We start from the raw sequence: 25,679 nt of genomic DNA on the forward strand, positions 1-25,679 counted from the left end.
GGGGTGGGTCCCTTCGAACGGATGTGATGGATGGTGCGCCGCGTGGTGCTCTGCTGCCGCGGGGTGTTCGCGCGCGGTGGTCCGCCGGGAACCGCGCGACCGCGCCGCCGCCGCGCAGGATGCGGCCTGATCAGCCTACCTCCGTGCGGGGCGGGGCGTGGGGGTCCCGCGGGGTCCCGGGGGACCCTCGTGGTGGGCGTCAGCCGCGGATGATCGCCAGCGCCTCGTCCCGCACCTTGGCCATCGTGGTCTCGTCGCGTGCCTCCACGTTCAGGCGCAGCAGGGGCTCGGTGTTCGACGCGCGTACGTTGAACCACCAGTCGGCGGCGGTGACGGTGAGGCCGTCGAGCTCGTCGAGGGTCACGCCGTCCTGGTCCGCGTACGCCGTCTTGATCGCGGCGAGGCGGGCGGTCTGGTCGTCGACGGTGGAGTTGATCTCGCCGGAGCCCGCGTACCGGTCGTACTGGGCGACGAGTCCGGAGAGCGGGCCTTCCTGGCCGCCGAGGGCCGCGAGGACGTGGAGCGCGGCGAGCATGCCGGTGTCCGCGTTCCAGAAGTCCTTGAAGTAGTAGTGCGCGGAGTGCTCGCCGCCGAAGATCGCGCCGGTCCTGGCCATCTCCGCCTTGATGAAGGAGTGGCCCACGCGCGTGCGGACCGGCGTGCCGCCGTTCTCCTTGACGACCTCCGGGACCGACCAGGAGGTGATGAGGTTGTGGATGACCGTGCCCTTGCCGCCGTGCTTGGCGAGCTCGCGGGAGGCGACCAGGGCGGTGATGGCCGACGGGGAGACCGGGTCGCCGTTCTCGTCGACGACGAAGCAGCGGTCCGCGTCGCCGTCGAAGGCGATGCCGAGGTCGGCGCCCTCCTCGCGGACCCGCTGCTGCAGGTCCACGATGTTGGCCGGGTCCAGCGGGTTGGCCTCGTGGTTGGGGAAGGTGCCGTCGAGCTCGAAGTACATCGGCACGAGGTGGAGGGGCAGGCCTTCGAAGACGGTGGGGACCGTGTGGCCGCCCATGCCGTTGCCCGCGTCGACGACGACCTTGAGGGGGCGGATGGCGGTGAGGTCGACGAGGCCGCGCAGGTGGGCGGCGTAGTCGGTGAGGGTGTCGCGCTGGGTGACGGTGCCGGGGGTCGCCGCGGACTCGGGGGCCCCGGAGTCGCGCCAGCGCTCCACGAGGGCGCGGATCTCGGCGAGTCCGGTGTCCTGGCCGACGGGGGCGGCGCCGGCCCGGCACATCTTGATGCCGTTGTACTGGGCGGGGTTGTGCGACGCGGTGAACATCGCGCCCGGCAGGTTCAGCGCGCCCGACGCGTAGTACAGCTGGTCCGTCGAGCAGAGCCCGATCTCCGTGACGTCGACGCCGAGGGCGGCGGCGCCGCGCGCGAAGGCCCGCGAGAGGCCCGGCGACGAGGGGCGCATGTCGTGGCCGACGACGATCGCGTCCGCCACCGTGACCTTCGCGAAGGCCGCCCCGAACAGCTCGGCGAGCGACTCGTCCCACTGGTCCGGGACCACCCCGCGGACGTCGTACGCCTTCACGATCTGGGACAGATCAGCAGTCACGGCCAACCCTCTCTGCAGGTTCTGCGAGTTCAGCGCGTACGGAGAGTCCTCCGCGCATCACAAAACTACCCGCTGACGCCGACAGCGGGCCGGGGCCCGGCCACGGACACCCGCCCGGACACGGACACCTCACGGCAGCATCCAGCCGAGGACGGCCGTGCTCTGCCCCACGACGATCAGGCACATCACCAGGAGCAGGCCGAGGCTCCACGGCAGCACCTTGCGCAGCAGGTCGCCCTCCTTGCCCGCGAGTCCGACGGCGGCGCACGCGATCGTCAGGTTCTGCGGCGAGATCATCTTGCCGAGGACGCCGCCGGAGCTGTTGGCTGCGGCGAGGAGTTCCGGGGAGAGTCCGGACTGCTGGGCGGCCGTCACCTGGAGGGCGCCGAACAGGGCGTTGGCGGAGGTGTCGGAGCCGGTCACCGCGACGCCGAACCAGCCGAGAACAGGGGACAAGAAGGCGAGTCCCGCGCCGGCGGCCGCTACGTAGTGCCCGATCGTGGCGGCCTGTCCGGAGAGGTTCATGACGTACGCGAGAGCAAGCACGGACGTCACGGTGAGGATCGCGAAGCGCAGTTCATGGACGGTGGCCATCCATTCGCGTACCGCCACGCGCGCGTGCACCCCGATGACGGCGGCGGTGCCCACACCCGCGAGCAGCACCAGCGTCCCGCCCGTGGACACCAGCGGCAGCGAGAAGACGTTTCCGGCGACGGGGTCGCCCGAGGGGTCGGCGACGTTCAGGAAGGGCCAGTCGAAGGTGCGGGTCGCCTTCGCGAGGACGTCCTTGACGGCGGGGATCTGGGCGAGGGAGAAGACGGTGACGATGAGGGCGTACGGGGCGTAGGCGCGCAGCACTTCGGGGCGCGGGTCGTCCTGGTCGAGGTCTTCGCTGCGCGCACCGGTGAGGACCGCGGCGCGGACGGGTTCGGCGGCGGGCCTGCGCGCGTGCGGCACGGCCATGAGCGCGCCGGCGCCCGCCAGGGCCGCGCCGATGTCGGCGAGCTGGGCGGAGACGAAGTTGGATGCCGCGAACTGCGCGACGGCGAAGGCGGACCCGCAGGCGAGGGCGGGCACCCAGGTCTCGCGCAGCCCGCGCCGCCCGTCGACGAGGACCACCAGGAGCAGCGGCACGACCAGGGCGAGGAGGGGTGTCTGGCGGCCGACGACCGTGGCGACGGTGTCGAGGGGCAGGCCCGTCACCTGGGCCAGCGTCACCACGGGGGTGCCCATGGCGCCGAAGGCGACGGGCGCGGTGTTGGCGACGAGGGCGACGACGGCGGCGCGCACCGGGTCGAAGCCGAGGGCGACGAGCATGACGGCGCTGATCGCGACGGGTGCCCCGAAACCGGCGAGCGCCTCCAGGAGCGCGCCGAAGCAGAAGGCCACGACGAGTGCCTGGATGCGGGGGTCGTCGGAGAGCCTGCCGAAGGAGCGGCGCAGGATGTCGAAGTGCCGGGTGCGGACCGTCATGCGGTACACCCACAGGGCGTTGACGACGATCCACAGGATGGGGAAGAGCCCGAAGACGGCCCCTTGGGCGGCGCTGGAGGCGGTCTGGCCGAGCGGCATGCCGTACGCGAGCCAGGCGACGAGGACGGCGACGGCGAGGCCGATGAGTCCGGCCCTGTGGGCTTTCATGCGGACGGCGCCGAGGAGGACGAGGACGGTCAGGAGGGGCAGGGTCGCGACGAGGGCGGACAGGCCGAGCGAGTCGGCCACGGGCTCCAGTTGCTGCACGAACACAGGACGCCTCCCGGCTGTGGGGTGGCGAAATCCTCAGGGCCGGGTCGAAGGCGCGTCAACGATGCGGACGGAGAAGATCCGGTGAAGGGCGCGGAGGGAGAGCCCCGGGTGGAGAGCCCCGAGTGGGAGGGGCTCAGTTGTCCGGTGAGCGCAGCACCCTCAGGTGGCCGCGGCGCGCGACCTCCATGGGGTCGGCCCTGCGGGCGCCGCCGCCGGCCTCCGCCGCGCGCTCCTGGGGGCGGGCGGCCTCACGCACGGCGTTGGCGAGCGCTTCGAGGTCGTCGCCGGAGGGGCGGGCCGGGCCCGAGGCGTCGGCGAGCCGGACGACCTCCCAGCCGCGGGGTGCGGTGAGGCGCTCGGAGTGCTCGGCGCACAGGTCGTAGCAGTGGGGTTCGGCGTAGGTGGCGAGGGGGCCGAGGACCGCGGTCGAGTCGGCGTAGACGTACGTCAGCGTCGCGACGGCGGGACGGCCGCAAGCGGTGCGCGAACAGCGACGTACAGGGCTCACAGCGTTGGACGGTACCGCACTCTTGAGCGGGCCGCGACGACTCTCCATGAGCTCACTCCACCGTGTCGTGTGACGGTTCGTCCACCGGCACGTCACCCGAACACCTGCTTGACCTGCGAAGACGCCAGTGGCCACTGGGACGGGTGGTATTGAATCCGGTCACCACATGGCTCGGATCAGGTCATTTGGCGTGAGATCGACGGTCCAGGAGAGATACGGAATTGAGTCCAAGCTCGTCGGGAACGGTCAGGAAGCGACATGTCGCGCACCGCGCGGAAAGGCCGATCTCGGGGACTACGCTTCGTCAGTGATGGACGACCCCGTACAGCCCCGCGCCGCCGACCCGAGGCCCCGCCGCCGCGACCGCCACGGCCGGGGCATGCGCGGCCCCGTGGCTCCGCCCCAGGTACCGCTCTCCACCAGCCGTGGAGAGGCCTTCACCGACCTCGTGCAGGACTCCGTGGAGCGTCTGGAGCGGCGCTGGCCACAGCTCACGGAGATCGAGTTCGTGGTTCTGGAGGTGCCGCCCGTGGGCGGGCCCGACGCGGACTGGCAGGACGAGGTGGTGCCGCTGGGCGGCACGATCTCGGCGGCCGAGGGGCGGCCCGCGCGGGTGGTCATCTACCGCCGCCCGGTGGAGATCCGCACCAAGGGGCGCGATGAGCGCGCGCACCTCGTGCACGAGGTGGTCGTCGAGCAGGTCGCGGAGCTGCTCGGCCTGTCCCCGGAGTCGGTGGACCCGCGCTACGGGGACGAGGAGTGAGCCGACGCCTCCCGCGGCACACACGCGCGGGAGGCGTTTTTCTACTTCTGGAGCAGCGCCTCTACTTCTGAAGCACCGCCTTTACTTCTGAAGCACCGCCAGGTCCCGCTCCGCCTTCGGCACCTCGACCGTCCCCCGGTCGTCCGGCAGCGGCTGGACGGTGAACATGGGCAGGCCCTCCTCCGGTACGGACAGCATCCGCGATCCGTAGACCGGGCCGCCGGAGACCGGCTCCACCGTGAGCGCGTACGCACCCTTGAGGCCCGCGGGCTTCGGCGGGTCCGCGATCTCCAGGGTCGTACCGCCCTTGACCGTGTACGTCTTCGTGGCCGGTGAGCCGCCCCCGGTGCCCGCGGACGCCGTGACCTTCACCGTCGCCGACTTCTCCGGGGCGACCAGGGAGAGCGTGGAGCCTTTGGCGCGGTTGTCGGCGACCGTGGAGCGCGCGCCGACCGCGGGCGTCGCCGGGATGAACGCCGTCTCCTGCTTGCCGCCCTTGCCGCGGGTGACCCGCAGGGCCGCCACCACGGGCACCGACCTGTCGGTCGGCGACAGGACGAGCGAGCCCGCCTCGCCCTTGGTGACGTCGCCGAGGTCGACGGCGGCCGTCATGCCGGACTTGACCTGCAGGCTCTCGTGCCCGGCCGGGGTGATGGTGCCGGTCGGCGAGGCGAGCTGGACCTTCAGGTCGGCGTCGTCGGCACCGGGCGTATAGGCCACCAGGCGGACCGATGTGGCGTCCTTGGGGATGCCGGGCAGGACGAGGCTGTCGGCGGGGTCGGCCGACGCGGGCAGCCAGTCGCCGCCGAGCTTCTCGTCGGAGGACTGCACGGCGGCCGCGACGCGTCCGCTGCGCGCGGTCACGTGCATGGTGACGTTCGTGGCCTTCTTGTCGGCGAGCGTGGAGAGCAGCACCGGGACGCTGGAGTGCGGCTGGACCTGGATCGAGTCACCCACCGCGGACGTGATCTCGCCGTCGGGGCCGAACAGCTCCACGTCGACGACGGCGGCGGAGTCGTCCGGGTTCGTGAGGTGGATGTAGTCGCTCCGGTCCTTGGCGGTGCTCGCGCCGGGGAACCAGAAGTCTGTGTCGGGCGCCGTGCAGTTGGTGCCGTGCATGCCGCGGCCGCTGCCCGCCGCGTACGTCGTGGTCTGCTGCACGGTCCAGCCGGGGGCGAGCGCGCCGTCGGCCGTGCCGATGAGGGCGGGCGACTCGGCGCCGGACTCCTCGCCCGCGACCGGCTCGCCGGGCGCCTTCTGGGTGAGGAAGGGCTTGGCCTTCTTGTCCTTCTCCTTGGCGGCGTCCGTGAGCGCCTTGCTGACGGGCAGCAGTTCCGCCTTGCCCTTGGCCTCCGCGCCGTCCCCCTTGGGGGTGAACGCGGTGTACGAGGTCTCGGCGAGGTCGGAGGAGCTGGGCACGGGGCAGAGCAGGCTGGTGCGCTCGACGGGCAGCCGCGCCGCGGCCTTCGCCCCCGCGTCGTCCGTGGCGTCCGAACCGCCGAACGCGGCGAACCCGGTGACGGCGCCGAGCGCGACGACCACGGCGATCAGGGACTGGGTGGTGCGGTTCACTGCTGGCTCCCGTCGGGGCGCTCGCTGTCGGTGCCGTGGGGCGGGTCCTGGTGCTGCTGGTGGCGGTCGTACGACGCGTCGTACGACGCGTCGAAGGACTGCCCGTACTGCTGCTGCCCTTCTCCGTAGACACCGCCCGCACCTCCGTAGGAGGCGTACGGGTCGTACTGGGCGCCCCCCTGGTAGGCGTCCTGCTGGTACGCCTGCTGCCCGTACGTCCCGGACGGGTACTGCCCGCCCTGGTACTGGTCGCCTTGGTACTGGCCGCCCTGATACTGCTGCCCCGCGTCGTACGCGCCCTGCTCGGCGCCCGCGGGCGCCGGTGCCTCCCACGCGTCGTAGGACGGCGACTGCTGGTGCGGGACCGCGGCGGGTGCCTCCTCCGAAGGAGGAGGCGGTACGTCCTGGCCGGCCTCCTGCGCCGCCTGTTCGTTCTGGGCCCGCAGCCTGCGCGCCCTGCGGCCCTCGCCCTCGACCGCCTGGGCCGGGATGACGGGCTCGTCGGGCAGGTCGTCGTCGACGTCGCGGCGGCGGCCCGGCAGGGCCATCACCACGAGGACGACGGCGAGCGCGCCCTGCGCCCACAGCCAGGCCGTGTGGGTCATCGGGGCGTCGTAGGTGACGTCCAGGTGGCCGCCCGCGGTGGGCAGTTCGAAGCCCTGGGCCCAGCCGTCGACCGTGGTGCGGGGCAGCGGGCGGCCGTCGAGGGTCGCCGTCCAGCCCGGGTCCGCGGAGTCGGCGAGGCGCAGGACGCGGCCCTCGTCACCGGACTCGATCTTCGTGTGGAGCTCGACGGGGCCCGCCGCGACGGGCTCGGGGTCACCCGCCCTCGGGACGACGGCGGCACGGGCCACCTGCCGGTCCACGCGCCACAGGGCGCTGCCGTCCTCCTGGCTGAGCCGGGTCAGGCCCGGGGTCGCGTCCAGGGTGCGGCTCATCTGGCGGGGCGCTCCGTCGCGTACGAGGACGTACCGCACCGCGTAGCCGCCGAGCTGGTCGGCCTGGTCGGCGCCGGAGCCCGCGACGAGACGGGCGACGATCTTGTCGAGCCGCTCGTCGTCGGCGGCCGCAGCGGCGAGTTCCGCGTCGCCGAGCCGGGCGCCGGAGCCCCGTACGAGCGAGTAGGAGACCTTCGCGGCGGAATCGCTGCCGAGGACGAGGGTGCGGGCCTGGTCCTCCGTGCCGCTCTCCTCCGCGACGAAGGCGGGCACCTGCACGGGGTCGCGGCGCTCCAGCGGGCCGTCGGCGCCGCCGATCATCCAGCCGGCGGCGACGAGCAGCGGTCCCGCTGCGGCGGCGAACGCGATGAGCGCGGCGACCGGCTGACGCCAGCCGAAGCTCTGCTCGGCGACACGCGCGCGTGCGCCGTCGGCGCCGAGCGCGGCGGCGGCCAGGAGTGCGATTCCGTAGCCGAGCGTGGCCGGCCCTGCCCAGGTCGAGCCGTTCGACAGGACGGCGAAGACCAGCGAGACGAGGGCGGCGGCCCAGGCGGTGCGGACGGCGCGCTGCCGCTCGCTGCGCAGCAGTGCGCCGAGCGCGGCGAGGACGATGCCGATGAGCAGCAGGCCGCTCACGGTGCCGGGGCCGCCGGGGCTCGCGCCGAGCAGGTCGGTGGCGGTCGCGGAGTCGGCGCCGAACTCCAGGCCCGCTTCCTTGAAGAACCCGAAGGGCAGCAGCGTCAGCGACCAGGGGGCGAGGACGAGGAGCGGGGTGCCGAGTGCGGCGAGGAACCGCAGACCGTACGCCGTGAGGTCGCCGCGGCGCACCACGAGGAGGGCGAGGCCGAGGACCAGGGCGATCGGCCAGACGATCGGCGTGAACGCCGTGGCGAGGGTCAGGAGCAGCGTGTACGCCCACGTGGCGCGCCAGGTGCCGCGGGTGCCGTGCGGGGCGGCGAGGCCGCTCGCGGCGATGCCCGCGCGGGCGACGAGCGGCAGCAGGACGGCGAGGACGGCGGTGCCGATGTGGCCGCCCGCGAGGGCGCCGGTGGCGGCGGGCAGGAAGGCGTACGCGATGGATGCCCAGGCGCGCAGCAGGCGGGAGGTGACGAGCGGGCGCGAGGCGAAGTACGCGGCGAAGCCGGCCAGCGGGACGGAGCCGACGAGCAGCACGGTGACCGCGAGTCCGGTGGAGCCGAAGAAGAGCGAGGACAGGCCCGCGACGAGCGCGATCCAGGGTGGTGCGCCCTGGGTGCCGCCGGTGCCGACGGGGTGCCAGACGTCCGTGTACCGCGCCCACAGGTCCGAGGAGTCGCCGGGTGCGGGCAGCAGGGCGCCGCCCGCGAGGGCGCCGGAGCCGAGCAGGGCGCGGCAGGCGATGAGGGACGCGAAGAGGAGGACTACGAAGAGCATCGGTCCCGGTTTGCGGGCGATGCGCTTGAGGCGGGCGAACTGCTCGATCTCCAGGAAGTCGGCGTCGTCGCCGCCGGGTCCGGACTCGACGGCTCCGTGCCGTCCGGCGCCCGCGGGTGCCTCGGCGTCGTTGCGTCCGACGATGCTGCCCGCGGCCTGTTCGACGGTGGCGCGGACGGTGGCGCCGGGCGGCGGGAAGAGGGCGCGCATCTCGCCCGCGTCGGGCACGGGCTTGCCGCGCTGTTTGCGGGCGGCGAGGACGCGGCCGGGCCGCAGCAGGGTGGCGAGGAGGCCCGCGACCTCGTCGAGGGCCTGCACGGGCGCCTTGCCGACGAGGTAGGCGACGGTGCGCACGAGGGTGCCGACGACGAGTCTGACGAGCACCCAGGGAAGCACGGCCGAGCGGGCGTTGACGAGCAGGGTGTACGTGGCGCCGGCCTTGTCGACGCGGTGCGGCGACGTCGCCGTGCGGCCGACGCAGTCGACGGTGCGGCGCTCGCGCGAGGAGGCCTCGGCGTGCCGGACGACGGCGTCGGGGGCGACCAGGACGCGGTGGCCCGCGGCGTGCGCGCGCCAGCACAGGTCGACGTCGTCGCGCATCAGGGGCAGGCGGCGGTCGAACCCGCCCAGCTGTTCGTAGACGTCGCGGCGGATGAGCATGCCGGCGGTGGAGACGGAGAGCACGGGGCGGACGTGGTCGTGCTGGCCCTGGTCCTGTTCGCGCCGGTCGAGGCCGGTCCAGCGGCGGCCGCTGTTGGCGATGGAGACGCCGACTTCGAGGAGTTGCCTCCGGTCGTACCACCCGCGGAGTTTGGGGCCGACGACGGCGACTTCCTTGCCGAGCTCGTGTTCGTTCTCGACGACGCGGAGCATTTCGGAGAGGGCGTCGGGGTCGGGCGCGCAGTCGTCGTGGAGCAGCCAGAGCCACTGCACGGGTTCGCCGTGCGGCAGGTCCGGCATGTCGTACGCCTCGTCGCGCCAGGTGCGGCTCACCGGGTCCCAGCCGCTGGGGCGCTTCAGGTACGGCAGCTCTTCGGGGGTGAGGACGGCGGCGGTGCGGACGGCCTCGTCGACGGCGGTGCCGAAGCCGGAGCGGCGGGCGAGGTGCAGCACGCGGTCGGCGCCGAGGGCCTCGGTGACCAGGCGGGCGGAGTCGTCCGCGCTGCCGGTGTCCGCCGCCACGGCGTTCTGCACGGGGCGCTCCTGGCCGAGGAGCCCGGCCAGGGCGTCGGGCAGCCAGCGGGCGCCGTCGTGGGAGACGAGGACGGCGGTCACGATGTGCCGCGGGAACGCGGGCGGTTCGCTCGGGTCGAACCCGGCGGCGGCGGCCCCTTGGTGGGCTGCCGAATGGCTGTGCACGGACATCGAGGTACGGGCCCCGGTTCGATGGACTGTGGTGGACGCCTGCGCCCTGCGGGGGCGCCGGGGCGTCTCGGACGGGGCCCCACACTAACGGCTGGCACAGGAACGGCCCGCCGCCTGTGGATAACCCTCGGGCGACGGGCCGTTCGTTGCGCATTGTTTGTGGGATATGTGTGCCGTATCGGTTGCCGTACCGATCGGGCGGCGCGTGCCGACGGGGGTTCAGACCGCGGCCTTCTTCAGTCGGCGGCGTTCGCGCTCGGACAAGCCGCCCCAGATACCGAATCGTTCGTCGTTCGCGAGTGCATACTCAAGGCATTCGGAACGGACTTCGCAGGCGAGGCAGACCTTCTTGGCCTCGCGCGTGGAGCCGCCCTTCTCGGGGAAGAAGGACTCGGGGTCGGTCTGGGCGCACAGTGCGCGCTCCTGCCAGCCGAGTTCCTCGTCCGCGTCCTCGACCAGCAGTTCCTGAACCAGCTCGGTCATGTGCGCCCCTCGTCTGTCTGTGCGTCCCCGTGGTGCTGCTGTGCCGGTTTCGGGTGAACGACACGAGTGAAATTACAAGTGTGCCGATCCGGGCCAGTCAAGCCGAGATCTGCTATTGGGCCCCTTATTCACTCTGCGGAACCAAGGCTGTGCGGAAAGTGTTCAAATCGGCCTAAACCATGACACCGTTCGGCAGCCCGTCCGGCGCTCCGCAACGCGTTCCCCCAAAAAGTGATCTCAGTCGGAGATCACCCGGTCGGGTCTCAACGAGAAAGACGACGATGTTTGAGCGTCGGTTGCTGCGCCATGTGTCCGGAGGGGCATCTGCACAAACCTTTCGCCTGACAGAACAACCGGATGAGGTGAAACATATTCCGCATAGTGGACATTGAGTTGACACCGGAGGTGTGAAGCGCTGTTCTGGTGGGCATGCTCGCGAACCTGGCTCTTTCGATGACCCGCACCAGCGGGTCCATCGGTGCTGCCCACGCGCGCTGCTGCTGTTCCTGCTCCAGCTGTTGAGTCCACTCCAGCTGTAGAGCCGTCGTACCGCACGACCTTTCTTCGCTCTGCTCTCCCTGCGCTTCCCCTCCCTCGCGACACCCCAGCACTCTCACGTTGAGGAACCACCGCACGATGAACAGCGACAGCGACCTCCAGATCGCCGGCGACATCCTCGAAGTCCCCCACCTCCTGCAGCCCGCCCGCGAGCACCCCGCCACCGTGGCCGAGTTCGTCGGCCTCGCCCGCACCATCGCCGCCGACCGCTCCCAGTGGGAGCACCTCGTCGAGTACGACGCCACCAGCCGCTGGTACCACCGCCTGCGCCAAGGACCCGGCTACGAGGTGTGGCTGCTCTCCTGGGTGCCCGGCCAGGGCAGCGGTCTGCACGACCACGGCCGCTCCTCCGGCGTCCTCACCCTCCTCCAGGGCGAGCTGACCGAGCGCACCGAACGCGGCACACGGGCGCTCGGCGAGGGCGCGCAGCGCGTCTTCGCGCCGGGGTACGTCCACGAAGTCGTCAACGACTCCCTGGAACCCGCCGTCAGCCTGCACATCTACTACCCCGGCCTCACGGAGATGCCGATGCACTCCGCCCGGTGCGCCGCCTCCGTCGCGCCGGACGCCGCGGAGGATGTCGTAACCGCCTGACGCGGTGTCGTATGCGCCTGACATGCTGGGGGCCATGCGCATTGTGGTTCTGGCCGGCGGCATCGGCGGCGCCCGTTTCCTCCGTGGCCTCAAGAAGGCCGCGCCCGACGCGGACATCACGGTCATCGGCAACACCGGTGACGACATTCACTTGTTCGGTCTCAAGGTCTGCCCCGACCTCGACACCGTGATGTACACGCTCGGCGGCGGCATCAACGAAGAGCAGGGCTGGGGGCGTACGGACGAGACGTTCAAGGTCAAGGAAGAACTCGCGGCCTACGGAGTCGGGCCCGAGTGGTTCGGGCTCGGCGACCGCGACTTCGCCACGCACATCGTGCGGACGCAGATGCTGGGCGCCGGATACCCGCTCAGCGCCGTCACCGAGGCGCTGTGCGAGCGGTGGCGGCCCGGGGTGCGGCTCATCCCCATGTCCGACGACCGCATCGAGACACACGTCGCGGTCACCGTGGACGGCGAACAGAAAGCCGTGCACTTCCAGGAGTACTGGGTGCGGCTGCGCGCCTCCGTGGACGCGCACGCCGTGGTGCCCGTCGGCGCCGAGCAGGCCAAGCCGGCGCCCGGCGTCCTTGAGGCCATCGCCGAGGCCGACGTCGTGCTCTTCCCGCCGTCCAACCCCGTCGTCAGCGTCGGCACGATCCTCGCCGTGCCCGGCATCCGCGAGGCCATCGCCGACGCGGGCGTGCCCGTCGTCGGCCTCTCCCCCATCGTCGGCGACGCGCCCGTGCGGGGCATGGCCGACAAGATGCTCGCCGCCGTCGGCGTGGAGACCAGCGCCGCGGCCGTCGCCGAGCACTACGGAAGCGGGCTGCTCGACGGCTGGCTCGTCGACAGCGTCGACGCGGGCGTCGTCGAGCGGATCGAGGAGGCCGGGATCCGGTGCCGGGCCGTGCCGCTGATGATGAGCGACCTCGACGCCACGGCGCAGATGGCCTCGGAGGCCCTCGCGCTGGCCTCGGAGGTACGGGCGTGACTCCCGCGACCTCCATGCCCCCCTCGACCCCGCCGTCGTACAACGTGTGGGCCGTGCCCGGGATCCCCGAGGTCCGTCAGGGCGACGACCTCGCCAAGCTGATCGCGGCCGCGGAGCCGGGGCTCGCCGACGGGGACGTCGTGCTGGTCACCTCCAAGATCGTCAGCAAGGCGGAGGGGCGGATCGTCGAGGCGGCCGACCGGGAGGCGGCGATCGACGCGGAGACGGTACGGGTCGTGGCGCGCCGCGGGACGCTGCGCATCGTCGAGAACCGGCAGGGGCTCGTGATGGCGGCGGCGGGCGTCGACGCGTCGAACACCGCGGCGGGGACCGTGCTGCTGCTGCCGGTCGACCCCGACGCGTCGGCCCGCGCGGTGCGCGAGGGATTGCGGGACGCGCTGGGGGTCGACGTCGGCGTCATCGTCACCGACACGTTCGGTCGGCCCTGGCGGGCCGGGCTCACCGATGTCGCCATCGGGGCGGCAGGGGTGCGGGTCCTCGACGACCTGCGGGGCGGCTCGGACGCGTACGGGAATCCGCTCGGCGCCACGGTCGTCGCCACGGCGGACGAGCTCGCCGCGGCGGGCGACCTGGTGAAGGGCAAGGCCGCGGGGCTGCCGGTCGCGGTGGTCCGGGGCCTTTCGCGGGCGGTTGTGGGGGCGGACGAGCGGGGCGGCGTCGAAGACGTGGACACCGGCGCCCGGGCGCTGGTGCGCGGTGCTCGGGACGACATGTTCCGGCTCGGGACGTCCGAGGCGGTACGCGAAGCGGTGACGCGGCGGCGGACCGTGCGGGAGTTCACCGACGAGGAGGTCGACCCGGGCGCCGTGCGGCGGGCCGTCGCGGCGGCGGTGACCGCGCCCGCGCCGCACCACACGACGCCGTGGCGCTTCGTGCTCCTCGAATCCGCGGCGTCGCGGGTCGAGTTGCTCGACGCGATGCGGGACGCGTGGGTCGCGGACCTCCGTCGGGACGGTAAGTCGGAGGAGTCCATCGCGAAGCGGGTGCGGAGGGGGGACGTCCTGCGCAGGGCGCCCTATCTGGTCGTGCCCTGTCTCGTGATGGACGGCTCCCATACCTACGGGGACGCGCGGCGGGATACGGCCGAGCGGGAGATGTTCGTCGTCGCGATGGGGGCGGGCGTGCAGAACTTCCTGGTCGCGTTGGCCGGGGAGCGGCTCGGGTCCGCGTGGGTCTCCTCGACGATGTTCTGCCGGGATGTGGTGCGGGACGTTCTTGGGCTGCCGGGGTCCTGGGATCCCATGGGGGCGGTGGCGATCGGGCATCCGGCGGGTGAGGCGGGTGCGCGGGGCGGGCGGGTTGTGGAGGACTTTGTGGCGGTGCGGTAAGGCGGTGGCCTGGGGTGGGTTTTTGCGCAGTTCCCCGCGCCCCTTTCACCTCGGCTTCCCGGCGTTGTCGGGTGCGGGTCGTGGGTTTTTCTGCGCAGTTCCCCGCGCCCCTGGGCCTCGGCTTCCCGGCGTTGTCGGGTGCGGGTCGTGGGTTTTTCTGCGCAGTTCCCCGCGCCCCTGGACCGCTTTCCCGGCGCCTTGACGTCTCGGCTGCGGGGTGTCGTTCGGGTGCGGGCCGTGGGCTTTTTTGCGCAGTTCCCCGCGCCCCTGGATCGGCCCCCGGCGCCTTGATCTCCTGGGCGGGGTGTGGGGGTGGGGCAGGGGCGCGGGGAACTGCGCGGGCCGCCCCCACCGGGCCGCAGTGGGAGAACAGCCCGCCGGGCCGGGGCCGGAGCCGAGTCCAGGGATTACCAGAGGGCGATGTTCGTTTTGCGCATTTTGGGGTCTCTTCGGGGGGGTGTTCGGCCGCTCAGGAGGATCAGGCGGGCCGCTCTGTGGCGTTGGCCCTCGTAGGGGGCGAGGAGGGCCAGCATCTCGGTGTCGTCCGCGTCGCGGTTGTTCGACAAGGCGTAGCCGACGATGCCCGGGAGGTGGACGTCGCCCACCGTCACCGCGTCGGGCGCCCCGTTGCTGCGCTGGACCGTTTCCGCCGACGTCCAGGGGCCGATGCCGGGGATGAGTTCCAGGCGTGCCTGGGCCTGCGGCGGGTCCATGGACGCCGCCTCCTCCAGGCGCGCCGCCCGCGCCACCGCGCGCAGAATCGTGGACGACCGCTTGTTGTCGACGCCCGCCTTGTGCCACTCCCAGGACGGGATGAGCGCCCAGGTGCGCGGGTCCGGCATCACGTACATGCGGGCCTGCGCCGGGGTGGGGCCGGGCGCCGGCTCGCCGTACTTGCGGACCAGGAGGCGCCACGCCCTGTATGCCTCCTCCGTCGTGATCTTCTGCTCCAGGATGGAGGGGATCAGGGATTCCAGGACCAGACCCGTACGGGTCAGGCGCAGGCCCGGACGGCGGTGGGCCGTCGTCGCGACCAGGCGGTGGCGGGGAGTGAAGAGGGCCGGGTCGTCCGTCGCGCCGAGTAGGGCAGGGAGGCCGTCGAGGAGCCACGGAGCTCCTGGGCCCCACGCCTCCGCCTCCACCGCGCCGCCGCGCGCGGCAACCCGCAGCGTGCCGGGTCCCAGCGGCGTGCGGCTCGCGCGCCACACCGAGCCGTCCGGCGTCGTACGGAACGTGGGGTCCCCCGGACCGCGCCGCAGCGGGCCCAGGGTCAGGCCCAGGTCGAGGGTGTACGGCGGCTGCCAGGTGCGGGTCTTGGCCGCGGTGGCCTGGCGGGGGACGCCGGTGGGTACTGCCGTTTCGCCGCCGCGCACTGTGGTGCGTGTGGGGCGCGGGGCGAAACGGGACGACATGTGTATGAGGGTAGGGGACGTCCGGACGTCCCTGCTCGGGTTTGCGTGCTCGTCACTGGTCCGACGAGAAGCGGACCGCGCCCGCCGGCAGCGTCGCCTCGCACCACACCCGTACGCCGTCGCGCAGCTCGTTGTCCGCGCCGACCGTCGCGCCGTCGCCGATCACCGCCCCCGCGAGCGTCGAGCGCTCGCCGATCCGGGCGCCCGCGCCGATCAGGGAGTCCGAGACGACCGCGCCCGCTTCGACGACCGCGCCGGACAGGACCGTGCTGCCGGAGATCCGGGCTCCCTCGCCGACCCGCGCGTTCTCGCCGATCACCGTGCCGCCGGTGAGCTTCGCGCCGGACGCCACCGCCGCGCCGGCCATGACCAGGTGCTCGCCGCAGCGGCCGGGCACCGCCGGGGAGGGCGCGCGCCCGAGGACGAGGTCCGCGGAGCCGCGTACGAACGCCTGGGGCGTCCCCAGGTCCAGCCAGTACGTGGAGTCGACCATGCCCTGGAGGTGGGCGCCGGAGGCGAGGAGGTCGGGGAAGGTCTCGCGTTCGACGGAGACGGGGCGTCCCGCGGGGATCGTGTCGATGACCGAGCGGCGGAACACGTACGCGCCCGCGTTGATCTGGTCGGTGACGATCTCCTCGGGGGTCTGCGGCTTCTCCAGGAAGGCGGTGACCCTGCCGGTCGCGTCGGTGGGGACCAGGCCGTACGCGCGCGGGTCGTCGACCTTCGTGAGGTGCAGCGAGACGTCGGCGCCGGACTCCTCGTGGGTGGCGACGAGGGCGCGGATGTCCAGGCCGGTGAGGATGTCGCCGTTGAAGATCAGGACCGGTTCGTCGGGTCCCGAGCGCAGCCGCGACGCCACGTTGCGGATGGCGCCGCCCGTGCCGAGGGGCTCGGTCTCCGTGACGTACTCGATGTGCAGGCCGAGGGCCGAGCCGTCCCCGAAGTACGGCTCGAAGACCTCGGCGAGGTAGGAGGTGGCGAGGACGATGTGGTCCACGCCGGCCGCGCGGGCCCGCGCCAGCTGATGGGTGAGGAACGGGACGCCCGCCGCCGGAACCATCGGCTTGGGGGTGTGGACCGTGAGGGGCCGCAGCCGGGTCCCCTTGCCGCCGACCAGGAGGATCGCTTCTGTCACCTGTCGTCTCTGCTTCCTGCTGGGGCCGGCCGAACTTGCGTTTCGGCCGGCCAGTGTATGCAGACGGATGTGCAGGTCGTGCAGGGCGTGCGGGTGGTGCGGGGCTTGCATCGGGCGGTGCGGTCGTACGGTCGTTCGGGGCGTGTCGTCAGCGGCCCTGGTAGCGGGCCGAGGTGGACCGGGCCTTGCCGAGCTTCTGGTACAGGCGGCTGCCCGGGCACTCGGTGGCGAACCCGTCCCGGTGCCCGGAGATCACGCGGAGCCTGACGTTCCTGCCCTTCTTGTACAGGTTGCCACCGCCCGACTTCAGGTAGGTGGTACCGCGCGGATTGGCTCCGTACAGGCCGAGCTTCCACGCGGTCAGCCGGGCGATGGCGTTCACGGCCGCCTTCGGCGGGGTGGACCAGCTGTAGGTGCCGAGGACGGCGATGCCCATGCTGTTGGTGTTGAATCCGAGAGTGTGGGCCCCCAGGACCGGCTTGGCCACACCTCCGGCACGTCCTTCGTAGATGTTTCCGCACTTGTCGACGGCGAAGTTGTAGCCGAAGTCGCGCCAGCCGCTGCTCTTGACGTGGAAGCGGTAGATGCTGCGGATCACCGCGGCGGACTGTGAGCAGCGGTAGTAGTTGCCGGTCGCGCTGTGGTGGATGAAGGCGGCCTTGACCGTCTTCGTGTACGCGAAGTGCTTCTCGCGGAGCTTCTCGTCGGCGCCCCAGCCCTTGCGGGTGATGATGCGCGGGCGCGGGCCGACGTACGGGCGTGCCTTGGGCTCCGCCTTGCCGGCCGCCGCCGGGCCGCCGCGTGCGGCGATCAGGTCGTTCTCCGTCTGCCTCTTCGTCAGGGCGGGGATCACGGAGGCGCCGATGGGTGCGAGGTCCGCGTTGACGGCGGAGGACGCGGCGGACAGCTCGCTCGCCGAGGGGGCGCGCGGTGCCTTGTGTCCGGGGTTCTGTGCGGGTGGGTCGTCGCCCGGGTCGACGAGTTCCAGGCGGAGGCCTTCGGGAAGGGGGGTCGCGGCGGTGCCTGCGACGAGGGCGCGATCCGTGGCGGCGCGATCCGTGGCGGCGGGTTCCGCGGGGTCGGCGGGATCGGCGGGATCGGCGGGTTCCGCTCGTACGCGGATCTCCACGCCGTCCGAGTCGCCGACCCACAGCGGCGCGGTCGAGCCGCGGACCGTGCCGGCGGCGCGTTCGGAGGTGTCCGGGTCGGCGGCGTGCTCGTGGTTGTGCGTCTCCACGTGCTGCCAGTCGGACCAGGTGGTGGTGCCGGTCGCCCGGGTGCGGACCTGGACCGTGCCGTGCAGCTCCGCTTCGGGGTCGTTCCATACGACGCCCACCAGGGAGAAGGGGCGGACATCGCGTCGGGCCAGGCCCTGTTCGCGCGCCTCGGACGAGCCGAGTGCGCGGTCGGAGCCGAGTGGGGTGAGCGGGATGGACTGGGTGCTGCCGGGGACCGCCTCCGTGGCGGGCCCGGCGGCCGACGGTGCGCCGGGCGCCGCGGCTCGAGCGCCGGACGACGGCAGTGTGAGGGGCAGGGCCAGGGCGGCCGCGCACGTGACGCCGATCGAGGAAGCTAGAAATCCACGCATACGTACGATCGTTGGCATAGCGGTGCATTTCTGTCCATAGGGGAACTGACGGGGCGTCGGCCAAGTGTGGGTGATCCGGTCACGCGGTACTCCCCCGCCACGCCGGGGGCGCGCGGTGGTCCGCGTACGCTTGCGCCCGTGAACGCCAACGACCGCACCCCTGCCGACCTGCTGCGATCCGCGCTCGCCTCGGATCCGGGCCGCCCACTGGTCACCTTCTACGACGACGCCACCGGTGAGCGGGTGGAATTGTCCGTCGCCACCTTCGCCAATTGGGTGGCCAAGACGGCGAATCTCCTTCAGGGAGACCTCTCCGCGGAGCCGGGCGACCGGGCCGTGCTGCTGCTGCCCGCGCACTGGCAGACCGCCGTGTGGCTGCTCGCCTGTTCGTCGGTGGGTGTCGTCGCGGACATGGGCGGCGATCCCGCGTCGGCGGACCTCGTCGTCAGTGGGCCCGACTCCGACTCGCTGGAGGCGGCGCGGGCGTGTTCCGGGGAGCGGGTGGCTCTGGCGCTGCGGCCGCTCGGGGGGCGCTTTCCGCAACCGCCGGAGGGCTTCGCCGATTACGCGGTGGAGGTGCCGGGGCAGGGGGACCAGTTCGTGCCGTACGCGCCCGCGGACCCGGACGAGGTCGCGCTCGTCGTCGACGGGGTCGAGCTGACGGGGGCGGAGGTCGTCGCTCGGGCGCGGGAGGACGCGGGGCGGTTGGGGGGCGGTGAGGGCGGGGTCCGTGTGCTGTCCGGGCTGTCCTACGGGACGTGGGAGGGGCTCAGTGCGGGGCTTTTCGCCGCGTTGGGTGGGGGTGGGTCTGTGGTGCTCTGCCGGAACTTGGGGCGGTTGGGTGAGGGTGGGCTTGAGAAGCGGGTGTCGGATGAGCGGGTGGGGGTTGTCCGCCGGTAGGCCCCCCCCTGGGGGGGCTGAGGTCCCCCTCCGGGGTGCGGGTCTGGTGTAGCTGGTCGCGCAGTTCCCCGCGCCCCTGAAAACCTGCCCGCGCCATTTCCCGCGTCCCCCGCGCACGTGCCCGGCACCGCTCCCCCGTCGCGCAGTTCCCCGCGCCCCTGAAGAACCGCCCGCGCCATTTCCCGCGTCCCCCGCGCATGTGCCCAGCACCCTTCCTCCGTCGCGCAGTTCCCCGCGCCCCTGAAGACCCGCCCGCGCCGTTTCCCGCGTTCCACGCGCACGTGCCCGGCACCGCTCCCCCGTTGCGCAGTTCCCCGCGCCCCTGAGAACCCGTCCGTGCCATCCCCCTCCTCCCCCGTTCGGCCCAGCCCCTGCCCCGGTCCAGAGGCCGCCCGGGGCGTTGCGGGTCATGGTCGTAGTGGACGGAGTTTGGAGTTACGTAGCCGTTAGGGGTGGATGCGGGCGTGAGTGAGGATGTCGGCGGCCACTCCGGGGGCGGGGACGCGCCCTATGGGCCCGGTGTGGGGGCCAGTGCCAGTGGGGTCGGGCGGAGGCGGCGGTGGGTTCGGTACTGCGCCGTCGGGGTCGCCGTTGTGGTGCTCGGGGCCGGGGGGCTCGGGTGGGCCGCCTATCAGAAGCTGAACGGGAACATCACCACGGATACGGATGCCGCCGCCGAGCTCGCTCGGTATGACAAGGAGCGGCCCACCCCGCTCGTGCACGACGCGCAGAATATTTTGCTGCTCGGGTCCGACACGCGTGCCGGGCAGGGCAACCGCAAGTACGGCAGGGACCCCGGCACCGAGCGCTCCGACACCACGATCCTGCTGCACCTCGCCGCCGACCGGCGGAGCGCCACCGCCGTGTCGATCCCGCGCGACCTGATGGTGGACATCCCCAGCTGCCGCAAGCCGGACGGCTCCCGGACGCAGGCGCAGTTCGCCCAGTTCAACTGGGCCTTCGAGTTCGGCGGGACGGCCTGCACGATCCGTACCGTCGAGAAGCTCACCGACATCCGCGTCGACCACCACATGGTCGTGGACTTCGCGGGGTTCAAGGACATGGTCGACGCCGTCGATGGTGTGCAGGTCTGTCTGCGGGCGCCGATCGACGACTCCGACGCGCACGTGAAGCTCGAGCCCGGGATGCGGACCCTCAACGGCGAACAGGCGCTGGGTTTCGTACGGGCCCGCAAGAGCCTCGGCAATGGCAGCGACACCGACCGGATGGACCGCCAGCAGGAGTTCCTCGGCGCGCTCGTCAACAAGGTGCAGAGCAATGACGTCCTGCTGAATCCGACGAAGCTGTATCCCGTTCTCGACGCGGCGACTTCCTCGTTGACGACGGACCCGGGACTCGCGAGTCTGCGGGGTTTGTACGAACTGGTGCGCGGCATGCGCAATATCCCCACGGAACGGGTGCAGTTCCTCACGGTGCCGCGTCAGTCGTACACGTACGACGCCAATCGCGACGAGCTCGTCGAGCCCGCGGCGAAAGAGCTCTTCACGCGGCTTCGTACGGACGCCCCCGTGGCCGTCGACCCGCGGCAGCCCGCGGAACAGGCCCGCCAGGAAGAGGGCGCCTCCGAGGGCGAGGGGGTTTCCGAAGAGGAGGACGGGGCTTCCTCCGAGGAGGAGTACGACGAGTTCGGTGAGTACGGGGGCGGTGACGAGAAGCCCGACGACCCCTCGGAGACGCCGTCGCCCGCGCCGACATTCCGGGGCAACACCGCCGCCGGATCCACCTGTGAGTAAAGCGATCCCCAAGGGAAGGGCTCGCCTCACTAAGAAATAGGGCGGATTGCCCAGTTGTAGGGGAGTGGAATTTGTCACCGGCGTCGTTCGACGCTGAACTGGGCGGATAGTGTGAGCGATCCGGTGCGCCAAGGCCCTCTCGGCCATGCACCGCTGAACCTGACCGAGCGCCTTCTTGAGGGGGGAAAGGCGCCGCGTGGCCCCGACGGAGGACGCAAACAACCGTGGACGCGCAAGGCCGTGGGCGGGCGGAGAACATCGATCCCGCAGACCAGTGGGTTCTCAACCCGGACACCGGTGACTACGAACTGCGACTGAGCCCCTCCGCTGGGCAGTCGTCGGTGCCAGGACCCCGTGGATCGTCACCCCGGCAGGGCGGCCGCGGCCGTCCCGCGCCGGGCCGTGAGCGCTCCCGCCCGGACGAGCGCGACGAACGCCGCGAGGTACCGGGACAGCGCAGGCGCCGGGTGAAGGAGCCCGAGCCCGGTTCCGGCGGGCGGCGCAAGCAGAATCCCCGTAAGTCCAAGGGCAAGCCCAAGTCCAAGGGCAAGAAGGTGCTGGTCTGGACGGGCGGCACGCTGGCCTTCCTGCTCGTCGCGGGCTGCACCGGTGGCTATCTGTACTACCAGCACCTCAACGACAACATCACGTCGATAGACGATGACGGCGCGGGCACCGGCGGCTTCAGCAAGGACCGCGCCATCAACATCCTCGTGATGGGCACGGACAAGCGCAGCGGCAGCGGCAACAAGGGGTACGGCGACGAGGGAAGCGCCGGTCACGCCGACACGACGATCCTTCTGCACGTCTCCAAGGACCGTACGAACGCGACCGCGCTCAGCATCCCGCGCGACATGATCGTCGACATTCCGGACTGCCCGACGAAGCAGGAAGACGGCAGCACGAAGAACATTCCCGGCACGCGGAACGTCCGGTTCAACGAGAGCCTCGGCCAGAGCGACCGCACGCCCAGCTGCACCATGCGCACGGTCACGAAGATCACCGGCATCACGCCCGACCACTTCATGGTGGCCGACTTCAACGCGGTGAAGACGCTCTCCAGCGCCGTCGGCGGCGTGGACGTCTGCCTGGCCAAGGACATCGACGACCCGAAGTCGCACCTGAAGCTCTCCAAGGGCGAGCACACGATCGAGGGCGAGGACGCGCTCGCGTTCGTCCGCACGCGGCACTCCGTGGGCACGGGCGGCGACCTGAGCCGCATCGAACTGCAGCAGCAGTTCCTCAGCGCGCTCATGCGCAAGCTCAAGTCGAACGACACCCTCACCAGCCCGAAGAAGATGATCGACCTCGCGGAGGCCGGCACCGAGGCTCTCACCGTCGACTCCAAGATCGCCGACATAATGAAGCTCAAGAGCCTCGGCATGGAGCTCGGCAAGCTCGACATGAAGAACCTGAGCTTCGCCACGGTGCCGGTCATCGACAACCCGGCCGAGACGGTCCACACCACGGTCGTGCCGGACCCGACCAAGGCCGAGCAGCTGTTCGCGATGATGCGCGCCGACCAGTCGCTCACCGTGGTGAAGAAGAAGGAGAAGAAGGAGAAGGCCGCGGTGGCCGCCCGGCTCAAGGGCCCCAAGGCCGACGCCTCCGAGGTGCGCGTCGACATCTACAACGGCAGCGGGAAGACGGGCGCCGCTCAGACAACTCTCACGTGGCTGCAGAACACTGAGGGCGTGCTCAAGTCCAGCCAGCTGGGGAACGCGCCCTCGGACATCAAGAAGACGACGCTCGAGTACGCGCCTGACCAGGCGGACCAGGCCCGTCGGCTCGCCGACATCATGGGCCTGTCCGGTGCCGCCCTCAAGCCGGGCAAGAGCGAGAAGAACGCACAGGGCCTCCCGGCCATGAAGCTGACGCTCGGCGGAGACTTCAAGGGCGCGGGGGTGCCCATTGATGCCTCTTCGAAGGCACCGAAGGACATCAAGAAGGTCGGAGCGGACAAGGTTATGTGCGCCAAGTGACCTGAAGCGGTCGTTCTGCGTCTAACAACGCGCCAAGGCGTCCGGCGTCAAGGCACCGCGGAACGACCGCAGTTCATGAATGGGGCGGGGAGGGGCTGGGGATGAGGCAGAACAGCGTGCGCAAGGAGGGGGCGCGACAACGCGCTCCGCACGCAAGTGATCACGGCTGGGACGAGAGCAAGGGCGAGAGCAGGGACGAGGTCCCGGACGAAGGCTCTCGCAAGGCCGCTCGTGAGGGCCGGGGTCGCTCCGCGAAGGCGTCGAAAGGCGGCGGCGAACCCCCTGAGGGCAGCGCCAGGCACCGGCGCGGCTCGCGCGGCGGGGCACGTCCACCGCGCCGCAAGCGCCGTGTCCTGCGCTGGTCGGCGACGATCCTGTCGGTCCTGATACTCGGCACGGCCGGCGCCGGATACCTCTACTACCAGCACCTCAACAGCAACCTCGAGACGGACGACCTGAACCTCGGCGAGCACCGGGCCCCCGAGCCCACGCCCAACGCCGCGGGCCAGACCCCGATGAACATCCTGCTCATCGGGTCGGACGCACGGGACTCCAAGGCGAACCAGAAGCTCGGCGGCGCCAAGGACACGTTCGGTTCCCCGCCCCTCGCGGACGTGCAGATGCTGCTGCACCTCTCGGCCGACCGCAGCAACATGTCGGTCGTCAGCATGCCGCGCGACACCCTGCTGCAGATCCCCAAGTGCACCGACCCGGACGACGGCAAGGTCTATCCGGAGACCGGCCCGAAGTACATGACGAACGAGTCCCTGGGCCGCGGCGGCCCCGGCTGCACGGTCGCCACCTGGGAGAAGCTCACCAACATCCACATCGACCACTTCATGATGGTCGACTTCGCGGGTGTGGTCTCCATGGCGGACGCCATCGGCGGCGTACCGGTCTGCGTGGACAAGAACATCCACTCGCGCACCAGGGAGGGCAAGGGCTCGGGTCTGAAGCTGAAGAAGGGCACCACGGAGATCCAGGGCGAACAGGCCCTGCAGTGGCTGCGCACCCGCTACGGCTTCGAGGGCGGCACCGACATCAGCCGCGCCAAGGCCCAGCACATGTACATGAACGCGCTGGTCCGCAAGCTCCGCGAGAACACCGGCCTGACCAGCCCCAACCAGCTGCGCAAGCTCGCCGAGGAGGCGACGAACGCGCTGACGGTGGACGACGGCCTGGGCAGCCCCAAGAAGCTGTACGACCTGGGCAACGAGCTCAAGAAGGTCTCGCCGGGCCGTACGACGATGACCACCATGCCGTTCGACTACGCGGGCGCGCGCGTCGTCCCCAAGCCCGACGACGCGGAGCAGCTGTTCCGGCTGGTCCGCGACGACATCGCGCTGGACGGCAAGGGCAAGAAGAAGAAGGCCAAGGAGAAGCCGTCGGACGACCCGGCCGCCGCGGACGGCGAGATCGCGGTGCAGGTCCAGAACGGCACGCGCAGCACCACGGAGCCGCCGGTCAGCGGCCGCGCCTCCACGGTGGCCCAGCTCCTCGCGGGCAAGGGCTTCAAGAAGGCGACGCCGGACTCCACGGCGGCGCTGTCCGAGGAGAAGACGGTCGTCCGCTTCCCCAGCAAGGACCTGGAGGGCGACGCCCAGCGGATCGCCAAGTCCCTCGGGCTGCCGCTGAGCGCGGCGAAGAAGTCGACGGACGTGTCGGGGGTGACGCTGATCGTCGGCGCCGACTGGCGCGAGGGCGACGCTCCGCCCAAGGGGAAGAAGAAGGACGACACGACGCCGGACTCCGCGGACGCGCTCAGCGGGTCCGACAAGAAGGCGTGCATGAAGGTCGATCCGAACTTCACCTGGTAACCGCACGCCGCGGCAGGATGCGCGAAGGGCCCCGGCGGCGTGCCGGGGCCCTCGTCGTGCGTATGCCTCTGTAGGGCCGGTCAAGCTTCCTGCGGCTCCCTCACCACCGCAGGCCGGCGCGAGGCGATGACCCGCCGGGCCAGCGAGCGCGGGCTCGTGAGGAAGCCCCAGCCCCACGACATGTGCATGGTCGCGAGGGCCACCGGGATCTGCAGGCGTGCCTTCAGGGGCAGGCCCTTGCCCGCGGGGACGGACCCGGCGGTGATGGCCGCGAGGTAGCCGCCGGGGATCACGAAGCCCCACGGCGTGAGGGCCGCGCCCACGACGACGCCCGCGGCGATCGCGCAGACCGCGGTCGGCGGCGCGAGGTAGCGGAGGTTGATGGAGCCTTCGTGGTAGCGGGCGACGACGTGGCGCCACCGGCCGTAGTCCCTGTACTGCTTGGCGAGCGCCCGCACGCTCGGCCGCGGGCGGTACGAGACCTTCAGCTCGGGCGAGAACCAGATCATGCCGCCGGCCTCGCGGATGCGGAAGTTCAGCTCCCAGTCCTGGGCGCGGATGAACTCTTCGTTGTACCCGCCCTGCTGCTCCAGGGCCTCGCGGCGGAACACGCCCAGGTAGACCGTCTCGGCCTCCTGTGCGTCGCCGCCCGTGTGGAAGGCGGCGTTGCCCACGCCGATCTTCGAGGTCATGGCGGCGGCGACCGCGTGCTCCCAGTCGTTCTGTCCCTCGGCGTGCATGATGCCGCCGACGTTCATCGCGCCGGTCTCCTCCAGGAGGCGGACGGCCGTCGTGATGTAGCCGGGCGAGAGCGCGGCGTGGCCGTCGACGCGCACCACGATCGGGTGACGCGAGGCCTTGATGGCGGCGTTGAGCGCCGCGGGCGTGCGCCCCGTCGGGTTCGGGACCGTGTGCACCCTTCCCCAGGCATGCGACGCGGTCTCGCGGACCAGCTCGGCGGCGATCTCGTCCGTGCGGTCGGTCGAGGGGCCGAGCGCGACGACGACCTCCATCTCGCCCGCGTACTCCTGCCGCAGGATCGCGTGCACGGCCTCGCGCAGATGCCGTTCCTCGTTGAGGACGGGCATGATCACGGATACGGCCGGCGGCGGCACCTCGGACTTCGCGTTCATCACGCGTCACGTTACCGCGAACGGGGGACACGGGAGCGCGCCGTCCGGGTCGCTACCCCGGGCCGCATTTCGTATGGCCTTACGTTTCTCGGGTTAACCGGCTCGTCCTCACCG

Annotated in this window: 18 protein-coding genes; 8 read left to right on the forward strand and 10 right to left on the reverse strand. The window is 71.7% G+C overall.

Features of this window, described 5'->3' with window-relative positions:
* Nucleotides 1–199: 199 nt before the first annotated feature.
* From DEJ49_RS13960 to DEJ49_RS13970, 3 genes are all read right to left on the reverse strand, one after another.
* Entirely contained in the window at nt 200–1,564 is a 1,365-nt protein-coding gene (locus tag DEJ49_RS13960) for a phosphomannomutase/phosphoglucomutase (protein WP_150184423.1), read from the reverse strand.
* A 129-nt stretch (nt 1,565–1,693) separates the two neighbouring features.
* On the reverse strand, nt 1,694–3,310 hold the full coding sequence (locus tag DEJ49_RS13965) for an L-lactate permease (RefSeq protein ID WP_150184424.1): 1,617 nt from the start codon (nt 3,308–3,310) through the stop codon (nt 1,694–1,696).
* Between the two features lie 133 nt (nt 3,311–3,443).
* Nucleotides 3,444–3,866: a DUF3499 domain-containing protein gene (locus DEJ49_RS13970; protein WP_150184425.1), complete on the reverse strand. Its 423-nt coding sequence runs from the start codon at nt 3,864–3,866 to the stop codon at nt 3,444–3,446.
* A 262-nt stretch (nt 3,867–4,128) separates the two neighbouring features.
* On the opposite strand from DEJ49_RS13970, the gene DEJ49_RS13975 reads away from it, so the two are divergent.
* Entirely contained in the window at nt 4,129–4,581 is a 453-nt protein-coding gene (locus DEJ49_RS13975; RefSeq protein ID WP_150184426.1) for a metallopeptidase family protein, read from the forward strand.
* A gap of 81 nt (nt 4,582–4,662) precedes the next feature.
* Here DEJ49_RS13975 and DEJ49_RS13980 read toward each other — a convergent pair whose 3' ends face one another.
* The 3 genes from DEJ49_RS13980 to DEJ49_RS13990 all read right to left on the reverse strand — a co-directional run bounded on the left by DEJ49_RS13980 (nt 4,663) and on the right by DEJ49_RS13990 (nt 10,352).
* Nucleotides 4,663–6,153, reverse strand: coding sequence for a DUF5719 family protein (locus tag DEJ49_RS13980; protein WP_150184427.1), 1,491 nt, complete (start codon nt 6,151–6,153; stop codon nt 4,663–4,665).
* Nucleotides 6,150–9,869: a glycosyltransferase family 2 protein gene (locus tag DEJ49_RS13985; protein WP_150184428.1), complete on the reverse strand. Its 3,720-nt coding sequence runs from the start codon at nt 9,867–9,869 to the stop codon at nt 6,150–6,152. Before DEJ49_RS13985 ends, DEJ49_RS13980 begins: the two co-directional genes overlap by 4 nt.
* Nucleotides 9,870–10,088: 219 nt before the next feature.
* Nucleotides 10,089–10,352: a WhiB family transcriptional regulator gene (locus tag DEJ49_RS13990; protein ID WP_016642094.1), complete on the reverse strand. Its 264-nt coding sequence runs from the start codon at nt 10,350–10,352 to the stop codon at nt 10,089–10,091.
* A gap of 636 nt (nt 10,353–10,988) precedes the next feature.
* Between DEJ49_RS13990 and DEJ49_RS14005 the strand changes: the two genes are divergently transcribed.
* From DEJ49_RS14005 to DEJ49_RS14015, 3 genes are read left to right on the forward strand one after another with little or no spacing between them, the layout of a single operon-like run.
* A complete protein-coding gene (locus tag DEJ49_RS14005; RefSeq protein WP_150184429.1) occupies nt 10,989–11,504 on the forward strand; it encodes a cysteine dioxygenase in 516 nt (171 codons plus the stop codon).
* A gap of 34 nt (nt 11,505–11,538) precedes the next feature.
* Nucleotides 11,539–12,495 carry a 2-phospho-L-lactate transferase gene (gene cofD, locus DEJ49_RS14010; RefSeq protein WP_150184430.1) on the forward strand — a complete coding sequence of 319 codons (957 nt, stop codon included), beginning with the start codon at nt 11,539–11,541 and terminating at the stop codon, nt 12,493–12,495.
* 14 nt (nt 12,496–12,509) lie between these two features.
* Complete coding sequence (locus DEJ49_RS14015) at nt 12,510–13,844, forward strand: coenzyme F420-0:L-glutamate ligase (RefSeq protein ID WP_150188223.1); 1,335 nt, start codon at nt 12,510–12,512, stop codon at nt 13,842–13,844.
* Between the two features lie 407 nt (nt 13,845–14,251).
* Here the strand turns inward: DEJ49_RS14015 and DEJ49_RS14020 are convergent, their stop codons facing one another.
* The 3 genes from DEJ49_RS14020 to DEJ49_RS14030 form a co-directional block, all read right to left on the reverse strand.
* Nucleotides 14,252–15,256 (reverse strand): DNA-3-methyladenine glycosylase family protein, encoded by a 1,005-nt coding sequence (locus DEJ49_RS14020; protein ID WP_150184431.1) that lies wholly within the window; start codon nt 15,254–15,256, stop codon nt 14,252–14,254.
* 52 nt (nt 15,257–15,308) lie between these two features.
* Nucleotides 15,309–16,391, reverse strand: coding sequence for a sugar phosphate nucleotidyltransferase (locus DEJ49_RS14025; protein WP_223832826.1), 1,083 nt, complete (start codon nt 16,389–16,391; stop codon nt 15,309–15,311).
* A gap of 148 nt (nt 16,392–16,539) precedes the next feature.
* On the reverse strand, nt 16,540–17,979 hold the full coding sequence (locus DEJ49_RS14030; RefSeq protein WP_223832827.1) for a peptidoglycan recognition protein: 1,440 nt from the start codon (nt 17,977–17,979) through the stop codon (nt 16,540–16,542).
* A 138-nt stretch (nt 17,980–18,117) separates the two neighbouring features.
* On the opposite strand from DEJ49_RS14030, the gene DEJ49_RS14035 reads away from it, so the two are divergent.
* From DEJ49_RS14035 to DEJ49_RS14050, 4 genes are all read left to right on the forward strand, one after another.
* On the forward strand, nt 18,118–18,879 hold the full coding sequence (locus DEJ49_RS14035) for a TIGR03089 family protein (RefSeq protein WP_150184434.1): 762 nt from the start codon (nt 18,118–18,120) through the stop codon (nt 18,877–18,879).
* 464 nt (nt 18,880–19,343) lie between these two features.
* On the forward strand, nt 19,344–20,633 hold the full coding sequence (locus tag DEJ49_RS14040) for an LCP family protein (protein WP_190329348.1): 1,290 nt from the start codon (nt 19,344–19,346) through the stop codon (nt 20,631–20,633).
* Between the two features lie 224 nt (nt 20,634–20,857).
* Nucleotides 20,858–22,615 (forward strand): LCP family protein, encoded by a 1,758-nt coding sequence (locus DEJ49_RS14045; protein WP_150184435.1) that lies wholly within the window; start codon nt 20,858–20,860, stop codon nt 22,613–22,615.
* Nucleotides 22,616–22,716: 101 nt separating this feature from the next.
* Nucleotides 22,717–24,432, forward strand: coding sequence for an LCP family protein (locus DEJ49_RS14050; protein ID WP_150184436.1), 1,716 nt, complete (start codon nt 22,717–22,719; stop codon nt 24,430–24,432).
* Between the two features lie 80 nt (nt 24,433–24,512).
* Here DEJ49_RS14050 and DEJ49_RS14055 read toward each other — a convergent pair whose 3' ends face one another.
* The gene (locus DEJ49_RS14055) at nt 24,513–25,565 is read right to left on the reverse strand and encodes a glycosyltransferase family 2 protein (protein ID WP_150184437.1); all 1,053 of its coding nucleotides are present in this window, start codon (nt 25,563–25,565) and stop codon (nt 24,513–24,515) included.
* Between the last annotated feature and the right edge of the window lie 114 nt (nt 25,566–25,679).

This window comes from Streptomyces venezuelae (assembly GCF_008642335.1).
Classification (GTDB): Bacteria; Actinomycetota; Actinomycetes; order Streptomycetales; family Streptomycetaceae; genus Streptomyces; species Streptomyces venezuelae_F.